Origin of the sequence: Agromyces sp. C10, assembly GCF_023217995.1 — a bacterium.
Classification (GTDB): Bacteria; Actinomycetota; Actinomycetes; order Actinomycetales; family Microbacteriaceae; genus Agromyces; species Agromyces indicus.
The window spans coordinates 317,699-330,789 of record NZ_JALPSX010000001.1; the positions used below are offsets into that span (position 1 = coordinate 317,699).

Annotated in this window: 12 protein-coding genes; 6 read left to right on the top strand and 6 right to left on the bottom strand. The window is 72.7% G+C overall.

Translation table 11 applies throughout. The annotated features are described in order from the left end of the window. Positions 1–5 precede the first annotated feature (5 nt). On the top strand, positions 6–1,130 hold the full coding sequence (locus tag M1L56_RS01595) for a serine hydrolase domain-containing protein (protein ID WP_248597875.1): 1,125 nt from the start codon (positions 6–8) through the stop codon (positions 1,128–1,130). Between the two features lie 25 nt (positions 1,131–1,155). Here M1L56_RS01595 and M1L56_RS01600 read toward each other — a convergent pair whose 3' ends face one another. After that, positions 1,156–2,055: a rhodanese-related sulfurtransferase gene (locus M1L56_RS01600; protein ID WP_248597876.1), complete on the bottom strand. Its 900-nt coding sequence runs from the start codon at positions 2,053–2,055 to the stop codon at positions 1,156–1,158. 120 nt (positions 2,056–2,175) lie between these two features. Between M1L56_RS01600 and M1L56_RS01605 the strand changes: the two genes are divergently transcribed. Beyond that, the gene (locus M1L56_RS01605) at positions 2,176–2,712 is read left to right on the top strand and encodes a YbhB/YbcL family Raf kinase inhibitor-like protein (RefSeq protein WP_248597877.1); all 537 of its coding nucleotides are present in this window, start codon (positions 2,176–2,178) and stop codon (positions 2,710–2,712) included. 67 nt (positions 2,713–2,779) lie between these two features. On the opposite strand, the gene M1L56_RS01610 is transcribed toward M1L56_RS01605, so the two are convergent. Together M1L56_RS01610 and M1L56_RS01615 are read right to left on the bottom strand one after the other, a co-directional pair. Continuing rightward, the gene (locus tag M1L56_RS01610; RefSeq protein WP_067947786.1) at positions 2,780–3,460 is read right to left on the bottom strand and encodes a LysE family translocator; all 681 of its coding nucleotides are present in this window, start codon (positions 3,458–3,460) and stop codon (positions 2,780–2,782) included. Positions 3,461–3,510: 50 nt separating this feature from the next. After that, complete coding sequence (locus tag M1L56_RS01615; RefSeq protein WP_248597878.1) at positions 3,511–3,894, bottom strand: glyoxalase/bleomycin resistance/extradiol dioxygenase family protein; 384 nt, start codon at positions 3,892–3,894, stop codon at positions 3,511–3,513. Positions 3,895–3,950: 56 nt separating this feature from the next. On the opposite strand from M1L56_RS01615, the gene M1L56_RS01620 reads away from it, so the two are divergent. After that, positions 3,951–5,039 carry an enoyl-CoA hydratase/isomerase family protein gene (locus M1L56_RS01620; RefSeq protein ID WP_248597879.1) on the top strand — a complete coding sequence of 363 codons (1,089 nt, stop codon included), beginning with the start codon at positions 3,951–3,953 and terminating at the stop codon, positions 5,037–5,039. Positions 5,040–5,143: 104 nt separating this feature from the next. Here the strand turns inward: M1L56_RS01620 and sufU are convergent, their stop codons facing one another. Both sufU and M1L56_RS01630 read right to left on the bottom strand, forming a co-directional pair. Then, the gene (sufU, locus tag M1L56_RS01625) at positions 5,144–5,584 is read right to left on the bottom strand and encodes a Fe-S cluster assembly sulfur transfer protein SufU (RefSeq protein WP_248597880.1); all 441 of its coding nucleotides are present in this window, start codon (positions 5,582–5,584) and stop codon (positions 5,144–5,146) included. Beyond that, positions 5,584–6,888 carry an aminotransferase class V-fold PLP-dependent enzyme gene (locus M1L56_RS01630; protein WP_067947793.1) on the bottom strand — a complete coding sequence of 435 codons (1,305 nt, stop codon included), beginning with the start codon at positions 6,886–6,888 and terminating at the stop codon, positions 5,584–5,586. Before M1L56_RS01630 ends, sufU begins: the two co-directional genes overlap by 1 nt. A 95-nt stretch (positions 6,889–6,983) precedes the next feature. On the opposite strand from M1L56_RS01630, the gene M1L56_RS01635 reads away from it, so the two are divergent. Then, positions 6,984–8,522 carry an MmgE/PrpD family protein gene (locus M1L56_RS01635; protein ID WP_248597881.1) on the top strand — a complete coding sequence of 513 codons (1,539 nt, stop codon included), beginning with the start codon at positions 6,984–6,986 and terminating at the stop codon, positions 8,520–8,522. Between the two features lie 28 nt (positions 8,523–8,550). Here the strand turns inward: M1L56_RS01635 and M1L56_RS16040 are convergent, their stop codons facing one another. Continuing rightward, positions 8,551–9,174: a DUF559 domain-containing protein gene (locus tag M1L56_RS16040; RefSeq protein ID WP_248597882.1), complete on the bottom strand. Its 624-nt coding sequence runs from the start codon at positions 9,172–9,174 to the stop codon at positions 8,551–8,553. Positions 9,175–9,767: 593 nt separating this feature from the next. Here M1L56_RS16040 and M1L56_RS01645 point away from each other — a divergent pair. Both M1L56_RS01645 and M1L56_RS01650 read left to right on the top strand, forming a co-directional pair. After that, positions 9,768–10,961: a bifunctional 2-methylcitrate synthase/citrate synthase gene (locus M1L56_RS01645; RefSeq protein WP_067947799.1), complete on the top strand. Its 1,194-nt coding sequence runs from the start codon at positions 9,768–9,770 to the stop codon at positions 10,959–10,961. Positions 10,962–11,075: 114 nt separating this feature from the next. Next, entirely contained in the window at positions 11,076–13,025 is a 1,950-nt protein-coding gene (locus M1L56_RS01650; protein WP_248597883.1) for a carboxypeptidase regulatory-like domain-containing protein, read from the top strand. Positions 13,026–13,091 lie beyond the last annotated feature (66 nt).

Consider the following 13,091-nt stretch of genomic DNA (forward strand, 5'->3'; position numbering starts at 1 on the left):
TGCTGGTGCCCCACGTCTCCTCCTCCCGCCGCGACGCGCCGCGTCGCCTCGCCCGGACCGTCGTCCTCGCCTCCGCCCTCGTCGCCGCGCTCACCGCGCTCACCGCCTGCGCCGCAGACCCGGAGCCCACCCCGCCGACCTCGAGCGAAGCGGTCACGCCCACCGAGGACGCCGAGCTGCTCCGCGCCATCCGCCCGGCATTCTCGGACCCGGAGGACGTCGTCGCGGTCGCCGTGGTCGACGGCGACCAACTGCGGACGGCCTTCATCGGCGCCGACGCCGACACGGCCTTCGAGATCGGATCGGTGAGCAAGACGTTCATCGGGCTGCTGCTCGCCGAGGCGGTCGACCGGGGCGAGGTCGCGCCCGACGATCCGATCGGCGAGTACCTCGAGCTCGGCGACGCCCCCGCGGCATCCGTCACCTTCGAGGAACTGGCCACGCACTCGTCGGGCCTGCCGACGTTCCCGAGCGACCCGGAATGGATGGCGTCGGTCGAGGAGGGGTTCTTCGCGGGCGAGGACGTGCTCGACGAGACCGTGCCGGAGCTGCTCGCCCTCGCTCGCGCCGAGACGATCCCGCCCGACGCGCCGCCGCAGTACTCGAACCTCGGCGCCGCGCTCGCCGGCCAGGCCCTCGCCGCCGCCGCCGGGACCGACTACGCCACGCTGCTCGAGGAGCGCATCTTCGAGCCGCTCGGCCTCGAGACCGCGACCCTGCCCGTGGAGGACGACGAGGTCCCGGACACCCTCGCGCCCGGCTTCCTCGCCGACGGTCGACCGGCCGAGCCGTCCACGCTCGCGGCGTTCGCACCCGCCGGCGGCATCGTCGCGACCGTCGACGACCTCGCCGCGTACGCGCGCGGCGTCATCGACGGCCCGTTCGCCGACAGCCCGGCCCTCGAACCCGCCCAGGCGTGGGAGGGATCGGAGACGGGCTGGTTCTGGGTGCTCTCGACCGGGTACGACGGCCACGAGATCGCGTCCCACGGCGGCCTCACGGCCGGGTTCGGGGCGAGCCTCATGATCGACCGGACGGCCGGTCGTGCCGTGATCGTGCTCTCCAACGGCGGGGAGCCCGTGGACGCGCTCGCCGAGGATCTCATGGCGCGGGTCATCCGCGGCGACTGACGTCGGCGGCCCTGCAGCGCGCGGCTCAGGCGACGGATGCCGCGTGCCGGCCGCACGGCGCCGGCCCGCACGACGCGCAGCGGACGAGCTGCGTGCGGCACGCGGCATCCGTGCAGTTCACCGTCTGCTTCGTCGCGCCGCCGCAGCCCTCGCACACGCCGATCACCGCGGCGTGGTCGCTGAAATCGACCGAGCCGCGCCCGTCGAACACGTACAGCGAGCCCTCCCAGAGACCGTCGTCGCCGAAGCGCTCGCCGTAGCGCACGATGCCGCCCTCGAGCTGGTACACCTCGCCGAACCCGCGGCTCGTCATGAGGCTCGACAGCACCTCGCAACGGATGCCGCCGGTGCAGTAGGTCACGACCGGCCGGCCCTTGAGGTCGTCGTACCGGCCCGAGTCGAGCTCGGCGACGAAGTCGCGCGTCGTCTCGACGTCGGGCACCACCGCGCCGCGGAACCGGCCGATCGCCGCCTCGAGCGCGTTGCGGCCGTCGAAGAAGACCACCTCGTCGCCCCGCTCGGTCACGAGCTCGTGGAGCGCGTCGGGGCTCAGGCGCGTGCCGCCGCCGACCACACCGGCCTCGTCGACGCGCAGCTCGCCGGGCGCCCCGAACGACACGATCTCGTCGCGCACCTTCACGCTGAGCCGGGGGAAGTCGAGGCTCCGGCCCTCGTCGTCGAGCCCCGTGCCCTCGCTCCACTTGAAGTCGATCGCCTTGAACGCCGGGTAGTCGCGCGTCTTCCGCACGTAGCGCTTGAGCGCGCCCATCTCGCCGCCGAGCGTGCCGTTCAGGCCGTCCTTCGAGATGAGGATGCGGCCGCGCAGGCCCAGCGACTCGGCGAGGTCGCGCTGCCACAGCCGCACCGCGTCGGGGTCGGCGAGGGGCGTGAACACGTAGAACAGCAGGATCTTGGCGAGCGGCACCGGCCGATCATAGGCGGGTTCGCTGAGCGGATGCCGCCCCGCGGCGCGTGCACGGCCCGAGCCGGACCCGCGGTCGTATCCTGACCGCGACGCCGACCACCCCCGACGAGGAGGATCGCGATGCTCGACGTGGACCCCTACGCTGCGTTGCAGAAGCTCCGGCCCGTGGGCTCGTTCACGGTCACGAGCACCGACTTCGACGACGGCGGGCCCCTCGCCCGGCCGCAGTGGAGCGCCGCCGCCGGCGGGGTCGACCGTTCGCCGCAGCTGTCGTGGTCGGGCTTCCCCGAGCGCACGCGCAGCTTCGCGGTCACGTGCCTCGACCCCGACGCGCCATCCGGTTCGGGATGGTGGCACTGGGCGGTCGCCAACCTGCCCGTGACCACCACGAGCCTCGAGGCGGGGGCGGGTGCCGCCGGTGGACCGCCGCTCCCCGCCGGGTCGCTGGTGCTCCGCAACGAGGACGGCGAGCGCGGCTTCGGTGGCGCCGCCCCGCCCCGCGGCACGGGCATGCACCGCTACCTGTTCGTCGTCCACGCGCTCGACGTGCCGAGCCTCGAGCTCGACCCCGCGACCTCGCCCGCGATCCTCGGCAGCCGCTGCTTCTTCCACGGGCTCGCCCGCGGCATCCTGACCGGCACCGCCACCCGCGACTGACCGGCGCGCGACCGGCCTGACCCCCTCACCCGCGCCCCTCACATGGTTCCGGAGCACGGAGACGACGTCAGCTCTTGTTGCCGGAGAGCGCGAGCGCGCCGCCGAGGCCGATCATCATCACGCCGCCGGTCGCCGACAGCTTCGACATGCGCGCGGGGCGCCGCGCGAACCAGTCGCGCGCGGTGCCGGCCGCGAGCGCCCAGGCGCCGTCGAAGGCCAGGGCGATGACGGCGAACACCGAGCCGAGCAGGGCGAGTTGCAGCGGGATGGCACCCGAGCCGTAGTCGACGAACTGCGGGAGCACCGCGACGAAGAACACGATCGACTTGGGGTTGGTCACGCCCACCGTGGCGCTCTCGAGCAGGACCCGACGCGTCGAGAACCCGTGTCGCGTCGCGCGACCGGCGGCCGTCGGTCGGGTGCCGGCCTCCGCGGCCTCGCGGAGTGCGGTCACCGACGCGTGGCGATGACGGATCGTCTGCACGCCCAGGTAGACCAGGTAGGCGGCGCCCGCGAGCTTCACCGCGGTGAACGCCGCCGCCGACTGCGCGACGAGGGCCCCGACGCCCGCGGCGACGAGAGCGATCTGCAGCAGCACGCCGAGGAGGTTGCCGACGACGCTCACGAGCCCGCCGACACGCCCCAGGGCCATCGAGCGGCCGATCACGAACAGCACGCTCGGACCGGGCACGGCGATCAGCAGCGCCGATGCGGCGGCGAACGCGGCCACGTTCTCGAGAGGGAGCATGCAGGGATGCTACTCGCGCGAGGCGGGGCCGTCGACGGTCGGCGCGGCCGCTACTCCTCCTCGGGCTGCGGCTGGATGGCGCGCGCCAGCCGGACGCGCGTGCCGAACGGGTCGGCGACCATCGACATCCGCTCGCCCCACGGGGTGTCGTCGGGTTGCTCGACGACCGGGTAGCCCGCGCGAGCCAGGGCGGCGGTCGTCTCGTCGACGTCGTCGACGTAGAACCAGATCAGCATGCCCGCACCCTCGCCGGCCGTCGCACCCTCGGCGAGACCCAGTCCGAGCTGCGCCGACCCGGCCTGCAGCGTCACGAAGACCGGGTCGCCCTCGGTCGGGTAGCGGTAGACCACCGTCGTGCCGAGCGCGTCGTGGTAGAAGCGCATCGCGGCATCCATGTCGGGAACCTCGACGATGGGGAACGCGGATTCGATCATGACCCCTCCTGCGCCCGACGCTACGCGGCCCCGACCGATGCCGCTAGCGTTGCAGGGTGACCGAGCACATCTCCGCGACCGTCGCCGACGGGGTCGGGCGCCTCACCCTGCAGCGCCCGCAGGCGCTGAACGCGCTGAGCTACGAGATGATCCGCTCGATCAGCGCCGTCTTCGACGCGTGGCGGTACGACCCCGAGGTCGCGATGGTCGTGCTCGACGGCGCGGGCGAGCGCGGGTTCTGCGCCGGCGGCGACGTCCGCGAGCTCTACGGGTACACCACGGGCGGCCACGCGGCCGAGGCGCTGCGGTTCTTCCGCGACGAGTACCGACTGAACGCGACCATCGCCCGCTACCCGAAGCCGGTCGTGGCCATCATGGACGGCATCACCATGGGCGGCGGCATCGGCCTCGCCGGGCACGCGTCGATCCGCATCGTCACCGAGCGGTCGCGGGTCGCCATGCCCGAGACGCGCATCGGCTTCACGCCCGACGTCGGCGGAAGCTGGCTGCTCGGCCGCACCCCCGGCGAACTCGGCGTGCACCTGGCCCTGAACTCGCGCACGATGGACGCCGCCGACGCGATGCACGCCGGCTTCGCCGACGCCTACGTGCCGTCCGACCGCATACCGCACCTGCTGCAGGCCCTCGAGGAGCGCGCCGACCCGGGCACGCCGTGGGAGATCGTGATGCTCTTCGACGAGACGCCCGGCCCGTCGGCGCTCGCCGCGGCGCGTCCGTGGGTCGACGCGTGCTATTCGGCGCCGACGGTCGCCGACATCATCGAGCGCCTGCGGGCGTTCGCCGAGGGGCGAGCGGATGCCGCGGCCGCCGCCTACGCGGCCGGCGCCGCCGACGAGCTCGAGGCCCTCTCGCCGACCGCACTCACCGTGACGCTCGAGGCGGTGCGACGGGCTCGGACGCTGCGTTCCCTCGAGGAGGCGCTCGAGCAGGAGTTCCGGGCCGTGTCGTGGTTCATCGGGGAGCACGACCTGCACGAGGGCATCCGTGCGCAGGTCATCGACAAGGACCGCAACCCGAAGTGGGACCCGCCCACGCTCGACGACGTGCCGGCCGGGCTCGCCGAGCGCGTGCTCACCGAGCAACTGCACGAGCCGGTGTGGCCCGCGGCCACGGTGGTCGAGTAGCCGCGCGCGCTGGTCGAGTAGCCGCGCGAAGCCCCTCGCTGGTCGAGTAGCCGCGCGAAGCCCTCCGCTGGTCGAGTAGCCGCGCGAAGCCGGCGTACCGAGACCTACCGCGCCTTCGCCACCGCCGCCTCGAGCGCGACCCACCCGAGCATCGCGCACTTGATGCGCATGACGTACTTCGCGACGCCGTGGAACGCGATGGCGTCGCCGAGGACCTCCTCGTCGGGCTCGCCCTCGCCCTTCGAGCGGAGCATCTCACGGAACGTCTCGGCTGTCGCCAGCGCCTCCTCGACGGGCCGGCCCTGCACGAGGTCGGTCAGCACCGAGGCCGACGCCATCGAGATGCTGCATCCGTCGCCCTCCCAGGCGACCTGCTCGATGCGCTCGTGCGCGGCGTCGAGCTTGATCCGCAGGGTGATCTCGTCGCCGCAGGTCGGGTTGAACTCGTGGTGCTCCCCGTCGGCGCCGTCGAGGGGGCCGGCACCGTGCCGCTCCTTCGAGTGGTCGAGGATGATCTGCTGGTAGAGGCCCTCGAGTCCGGCCATCAGGACACCTTCCGTCCGAGTCCGAAGAACCCGCGGACCTCGCCCATCGCGTCGACGAACCGGTCCGCCTCGTCGGCGGTCGTGTAGACGTGGGCGCTCGCGCGCGTCGTGGCGGTGATGCCGAGCGCGCGGTGCAGGGGCTGCGCGCAGTGGTGGCCGACGCGGACGACGAGGCCGGCCTCGTCGAGGAACTGGCCCACGTCGTGCGCGTGCACCCCGTCGACCGCGACGCTCACGAGGCCCCCGCGGCGTTCCCCGACCTGCGGGCCGACGACGCGGACGCCGGGGATCGCGCTCACGCCGGCGACGACGCGCTCCGCGAACGCCTCCTCGTGCGCGGCGACGGCGTCCATGCCGATCGCCTCGAGGTAGTGGACGGCGGCACCGAGGCCGACGACCTGCGAGACGGCCTGGGTCCCGGCCTCGAAGCGGTGCGGCGCCGGGAGGAATCGCGCCTCCTCCATGGTGACCTTCGTGATCGTCGACCCGCCGGTGCGCGCCGGGGGCAGCGCGTCGAGCAGCTCATCGCGGCCGTAGAGCACCCCGATGCCGTTCGGCCCGAGCATCTTGTGGCCCGAGAACGCGGCGAAATCGACGCCGTACGCCGCGAAGTCCACCGGGCGGTGCGGCACCGACTGGCACGCGTCGAGCACCACGAGGGCACCGTGGCGGTGCGCGAGCTCGGCGACCTCGGCGACGGGGGCGATCTGGCCCGTGACGTTCGAGACCTCCGCGAACGCGACGACGCGCGTGCGCTCGGTGAGCACCGCGGCGACGTCGTCGACCGACCAGCAGCCGTGCTCGTCGACCCGCACCGGCACGATGCGCGCCCCGGTCCGCTGCGCCACGCGCTGCCACGGGAGGAGGTTCGCGTGGTGCTCGGCCTCGGTCAGCACGATCTCGTCGCCGGGCTGGAGCGCGAAGCGCGCGGCATCCGCCCCGCCGATGCCGGCGCTCGCATCGGCGATGCCGAGCGCGACCATGTTCAGTGCGTCGGTCGCATTCTGCGCCCAGACGATCTCGCGCTCGCCGGCGCCGACGAAGCGGGCGACGTCGGCGCGGGCCGCTTCGAACCGGGTCGTCGAGTCGCCGGTCGCGGCGCTCGCGCCGCGGTGCACGGCCGCGACGTGGTGCTCGAGGAAGTCGCGCTCCGCGTCGAGCACGGCGGTGGGCCGCTGCGCGGTCGCGGCGGAGTCGAGGTAGGCGGTCGGCCGGGCGTCGCCGGTCGTCGCGAAGGCGGGGAAGTCGAGGCGGATGTCGCGGACCGGGCGGCCGCCGACCGAGTCGGCGTCGGTGTGATTCATCGCCTCAATCGTCTCACGCGCGATAGCGGACGAGGCTGGGAGGACGGGAGCGGCCGGTCCGCGACATCCGTCACCCCATTCGATAGCGTGGCCACGTGAAGACCCACCACCTGCGCACCCACCGGAGCGACGAGAACCTCGCTCGCGAGGGCCAGCTCGCCTGGCAGCTCGCGGCCGTCGCCGTCGACCCCGTCGACGTCGAGGACGACGTCGCCAACATGGTCGTGAACCGGGTGATCGACAACGCCGCCGTCGCCGCGGCATCCCTCGCCCGCAAGCCGGTCGTCGCCGCGCGCAGCCAGGCGCTCGCGCACCCCGTCTCGATCGGCGGCGACGGCGCCACCGTGTTCGGCGCGGATGCCGCACGGCGGACCTCGCCCGAGTGGGCCGCCTGGGCGAACGGAGTCGCGGTTCGCGAGCTCGACTTCCACGACACGTTCCTCGCCGCCGACTACTCGCACCCGGGCGACAACATCCCCCCGATCGTCGCCGTCGCCCAGCACCTCGCCGCGGGCCGCGGGCTCACCGGCCGTGACGTCGTGCGCGCGATCGCGACGGGCTACGAGATCCAGATCGACCTCGTGAAGGCGATCACGCTGCACGCGCACAAGATCGACCACGTCGCCCACCTGGGCCCGTCGGCCGCGGCCGGCATCGGCACCCTGCTCGGCCTCGACCAGGAGACGATCTTCCAGTCGATCGGGCAGGCGCTGCACACCACGACCGCCACGCGCCAGTCGCGCAAGGGCGAGATCTCGACGTGGAAGGCCTACGCACCGGCCTTCGCGGGGAAGATGGCCGTCGAGGCGGTCGACCGCGCCATGCGCGGCGAGACCAGCCCCGTGCCGATCTACGAGGGCGAGGACGGCGTCATCGCCTGGCTCCTCGGCGGCCCCGAGGCGAACTACGAGGTCCCGCTGCCCGAGGAGGGCGAGGCCAAGCGCGCCATCCTCGACTCGTACACGAAGGAGCACTCGGCCGAGTACCAGGCGCAGGCGCTCATCGACCTCGCCCGCCGCATCCACGACGAGTACCCGCTCGTGCTCGACGACCCCGACCGGGTCGAGTCGATCACGATCCACACGTCGCACCACACGCACAACGTGATCGGCTCGGGCGCGAACGACCCGCAGAAGTACGACCCGGATGCCTCGCGGGAGACGCTCGACCACTCGATCCCGTACATCTTCACCGTCGCCCTGCAGGACGGCACGTGGCACCACGCCGACTCGTACGCGCCCGAGCGCGCGCACCGTCCCGACACCGTCGCGCTCTGGCGCAAGGTGTCGACGGTCGAGGACCCGGAGTGGACCCGGCGCTACCACTCGCTCGACATCGAGGAGAAGGCGTTCGGCGGCCGCGTCGTCATCCGCCTGGCCGACGGCAGCGAGATCGTCGAGGAGATCGCGGTCGCCGATGCGCACCCGCTCGGCGCCCGGCCGTTCGGGCGCGAGCAGTACGTGCAGAAATTCCGCACGCTCGCCGAGTGGGTGCTCGAGGAGGCCGAGATCGAGCGGTTCCTGGATGTCGCGCAGCGCCTGCCGGAGCTCGGCCCCGACGAGCTCGGCCAGCTGACCCTCACCGCCGCGCCCGGCGCCCTCAACCACGTGGAGATCCCCACCGGCCTCTTCTGAGCTCGTCTCTCGCGTCGATAAGACGAAATCAGGCGCCCGGAATCTGAAGGTGGCGCCGGATCTCGTCCAACGGGCGCGGTTCGCCGCGCCAGCCGCGGCGCATGAGGTTGCGGGCGATGCGGCGCAGCAGCGCCTCGGGGTTCGCCAAGTCGTCGTCGGTCACCTCCATCACGTGGTATCCGAGGGCCTCGAGTTCCGCCTCACGGGTTCGATCCCGTCGCCACGCGCGTCGGTCGGTCCGGTGATGATCGCCCTGGTACTCGAGGATCTCGCCGAACTCCTCGAAGAACAGGTCGACCATGGCGACGAACTCGCCGGTCGGCGCGTGGATGTCGACGTTGACGCCCGGTACCGGGAACCCTGCGAGCACGACGAGGGCTCGCAGTTCCGACTCCTTCGGGGAGAGGGACCGCGGGTCGAGGAGGGGCAGGGCGGAACGGATGGCCACCATGCCGCGACGGTCGCGTCGGGCGTCGGCGGCGGACCGCAGCTCTCCGAGTGAGACTCGGCCGCTTCGCAGCAGGAGATCCCCGGCAGCCACGAGTTCCGGCACCGTCAGCTGGACGGCCAGGTCGCACCAGGTGCGAGCCGGCGAGGTGACGCGCACCCGATCGCGCGACGTGACCACCTCGGCGGGGGTCACGTCGAGCACCCGTCCGATGATCCCCCGACGACGGATGGCACGACCGGGGGCGGGCACGGCGACTTCGACCGCCGTCCGCCGCGCGAGGCGCGGAGGAAGCGGCATTCCGTGCCAGGCCGCCGCCGACCCGCCGCACAGGAAGGCCGTTGGTCCGCACGCCAGCAGCGCCACCGCTGCGAGCTTCGCCGCGGGGAGCGCGCCACTCGGGACCCGCACCCCGGAGAACGGCGAAGCGAGGTCGCGTCGCCGCAACCGATCCGCGTCGACCCCGGCGGCCCGGGCGGCAGCGACGGTGAAGGGCCTGTCGACGAACGGGGCCGGCAGCGGACGTGGATGCGGCATCCCCACATCATCCGGTCCACGGACGTCCCGCCGTCGACCGCGGCCGCCCGCCACCGCCCGCCGCGCGGACCCTCACCTTGGGGAGGAGGGTCCCCCCCCCCCCCCCCACGCACGCGCATCTCGCCGGTCGGACAGGATCGGGCGCCCGGGTGGCAGTGCAGCCGCCGGATGCTGTCCGATCGCCGGAGGGCGAGGGGGCGTCGTAGGCTGGGGTGGCGCCCGCGAGGCGGCGGGCGAGCCGAGATCCCACGAGGAGCACGATGAGCGAGCAGACGCAGGAGACCACCGCGGCCGCGGCCTTCCAGCCCCAGATCTTCAAGGGCCTCGCCGGTGTGCCCGTCGACTACACCGCCATCTCGAAAGTGAACCCCGAGACCAACTCGCTGCTCTACCGCGGCTATCCGGTGCAGGAGCTCGCGGCATCCGTCACCTTCGAGGAGGTCGCCTACCTGCTCTGGCACGGCGAGTTGCCGGATGACGCGCAGCTGGCCGAGTTCGAGGAGCTCGAGCGCAGCCACCGCGGCCTCGACCACGAGGTGAAGCGCATCGTCGATGAGCTGCCGCTCACCGCCCACCCGATGGATGTCGTGCGGACCGCCGTCAGCGTCATCGGCGCGAGCGACCCGACCACGCCCGACGACTCGCGCGAGGCGAACCTCGAGAAGGCGATCCGCCTGTTCGCGAAGCTCCCGTCGATCGTCACCTACGACCAGCGCCGGCGACACGAGCTCGAGTTCGTCGAGCCGCGCGCCGACCTCGGCTACTCGGCCAACTTCCTCTGGCAGGCGTTCGGCGAGGCGCCCGAGCTCGAGGTCGTCAACGCGTTCGACGTGTCGATGATCCTGTACGCCGAGCACTCGTTCAACGCCTCCACGTTCACGGCGCGCGTGATCACCTCGACCCTGTCCGACCTGTACTCGGCGGTGGTCGGTGCGATCGGCGCGCTCAAGGGCCCGCTGCACGGCGGCGCGAACGAGGCGGTCATGCACACGTTCGACGAGATCGGCCTGGGCGACGGCTCGGCCGAGCGGGCGGTGGCGTGGCTCGACGCCGCGCTCGCCGAGAAGCGCAAGATCATGGGCTTCGGCCACCGCGTCTACAAGAACGGCGACTCCCGGGTGCCGACCATGCGCGATGCGCTCGAGCGGATGGCGGAGCACTACGGCCGTCCGGACGTCCTCGAGGTGTACACCGCGCTCGAGCAGGCGATGGGCGAACGGAAGAACATCAAGCCGAACCTCGACTACCCGGCCGGGCCGGCGTACCACCTGATGGGGTGGGACACGGAGACCTTCACGCCGCTCTTCGTGGCGAGCCGGGTCACGGGCTGGACCGCGCACATCATGGAGCAGAACGCGGCCAACGCGCTCATCCGCCCGCTGTCGGTCTACAACGGCCCCGACGAGCGGCACGTGCCGCCGCGCGGCAACGCGACGGGCGAGCCCGCGGCCTGAAGCGCTGATCTGCCTCCTTCGGGGGCCAGCCCTCGACCCCGAAGCTGAGTAACCTTCGGTTCAGCGGCCGACGCCGACCCGACGTCCGACCGGGCCCTCGATGGAGGTCCGCTCATGCCCGAACGTCTCGCCCCGGGGTCCGGCTCGCGACGGGCACGGCTCCTCGCCGTACTCGCGACCGCAGCGCTGGTCGTCGCCGGCGTCGGCGCGACGCAGCCGGCTCATGCCGCGGACGGCAACGTGGGCGTGGGCGTCCTGCTGGCGTCGACGGACTTCTTCGGCCCCGCGGACGGTGAGGAGCTGCCGCCCGGGGTCATCGAGGTCTTCGACGCGACGGGCGACGGCTCCGAGCCGCTCATGACCGTCGACATCGGGCCCATGTTCCTCTTCGAGTACACGTGGCTCGACCTGCCCGACGGTTCGTACCGGATCCGAGCCACGGTCGAGGGCTACCTTCCGACCTGGGCGGGTTGGGTGGCCGACGGCGGCGCGGAGGCGACGGACGAGCCGGGTCGCCTCGGCGGCCTCATCGACGCGTACCATCCGTTCGCGCCCGTGCGCGGATTCTCCGATGCGCCGGTACTCGAGGTGGAGGTCGGCGACGAATCGTTCGAGCAGCCGGCGTACGTCAACGTTCTCGCCGCGCGTTCGGCGGCGTTCCTCGGCGGCGTCGTGTTCAACGAGCAGCAGTCCGCCGCGGAGTCGGCGACCGTCGAGCTCTACCGGATCGGGCAGGGCGCGCCCGCGCGCACGACGACGGTCGAGCGCGGCCAGTACGTCTTCGACGACGTAGCCCAGGGCAACTACCAAGTCCGATTCGTGTCCGAAGGCGTCGAGCAGTGGTGGCCATACGAGGCGACGCGATCGAGGGCCGACATCTTGAACGTGCCGTCGACCGGCGGAGGATGGGTCGCTATCGATGCGACGTTCGCCCCGCCCGAGACGACCGCGCCCGGCGAACGGCTCGCCATCGAAGGCGACCCCGTCGAGGGCGGCCTCCTGAGCCTCGCGCCGGACCTCGCCGACCCGTTCGACATCCCGGGCCTGAACGACACCCGGATCGGGCACATCACCTGGTACCTCGACGGTGAGCCCATCCCCGGCGCCGTGCGTCCGACGTTGGTCGTTCCACCGGAGGCCGTCGGCGGCGAGATCACCGCGACCGCCGAGGCCGTGCAGATGCTCGGCTACTTCCGCACCCGGATCGAAGCCCTCCCCGTCGGCCCGGTGTCGCCCGCGACCGACCCCGAGATCGCTCCGGCGCCCACCCCGCAGATCGTGGGCTCGCCGACGGTGGGCGTACGACTCGACACGACCCTCGGCAGCTGGGCCACCGGCACGACCCGTACGTTCCAATGGTTCCGGGACGGCGAACCGATCGAAGGCGCCACCAACCGCGGCTACGTGCCGAAGGGCACCGACCTGGGCGGTGAGTTGACGTTCGTCGTCACGGGGGTACTCGACGGGCATCGCACGACCGTTCGGGCGAGCGGTCCCACCGCGCCGGTCGCCGAAGGTGCGTTCGCGACGCCGTCGGCCGTGCTCAAGACGGATCGGATGGCGGTCGAGCCCCGTGTCGGCGATCGAATGCGCGCCGTGCACGGCGCATGGAGCCCCGCGGCGGAGGCATGGACGTACCAGTGGCTCCGCGACGGCGTTCCGATCGAGGGTGCGACGGGGGAGTACCACACCGTCGGCGTCGACGACCTCGGTGCGCGCCTGTCGGCCGAGATCACCGGAAGCAGACTCGGCTACACCACGGCGACCGCCGTGAGCGCACCGAGCGGGCCCGTCACGGAGGGGGTCTTCCGCGCCGATCGGCCGGTCATCGTACCGGCCCCGCAGGTGGGCGTCGAGCTCTCGGTGGACCTGGGCGTGTGGACGCCGGACCCCGACGTGCTCACGATCCAGTGGATGCGCGGCACGACCGTGCTGTCGACCGGGCCGACCTACACCCCGGTCCCCGGCGACGCCGGACGCAACCTCAGAGTCGTGGTCACCGGCGAGAAGGCCGGCTACACGACTGCGCAACGGGCGAGCCTCGCCGTGTCGGTGCTGCCGTAGGCCGTTCGCGGCTGCGCACAACGCCGCGCCGCGGCTTCCGTCGTCGCACTGTGCGCCACCACGAAC

What these genes read in the sequence shown, in the direction of transcription:
- M1L56_RS01605 (WP_248597877.1), top strand. Translation starts at nt 2,176, where the DNA reads ATGCTCGACGTGGACCCCTACGCTGCGTTGCAGAAGCTCCGGCCCGTG.
- M1L56_RS01610 (WP_067947786.1), bottom strand. Translation starts at nt 3,460, where the DNA reads ATGCTCCCTCTCGAGAACGTGGCCGCGTTCGCCGCCGCATCGGCGCTG.
- M1L56_RS01615 (WP_248597878.1), bottom strand. Translation starts at nt 3,894, where the DNA reads ATGATCGAATCCGCGTTCCCCATCGTCGAGGTTCCCGACATGGATGCC.
- sufU (WP_248597880.1), bottom strand. Translation starts at nt 5,584, where the DNA reads ATGGCCGGACTCGAGGGCCTCTACCAGCAGATCATCCTCGACCACTCG.
- M1L56_RS01630 (WP_067947793.1), bottom strand. Translation starts at nt 6,888, where the DNA reads ATGAATCACACCGACGCCGACTCGGTCGGCGGCCGCCCGGTCCGCGAC.
- M1L56_RS01645 (WP_067947799.1), top strand. Translation starts at nt 9,768, where the DNA reads ATGAGCGAGCAGACGCAGGAGACCACCGCGGCCGCGGCCTTCCAGCCC.
- M1L56_RS01650 (WP_248597883.1), top strand. Translation starts at nt 11,076, where the DNA reads ATGCCCGAACGTCTCGCCCCGGGGTCCGGCTCGCGACGGGCACGGCTC.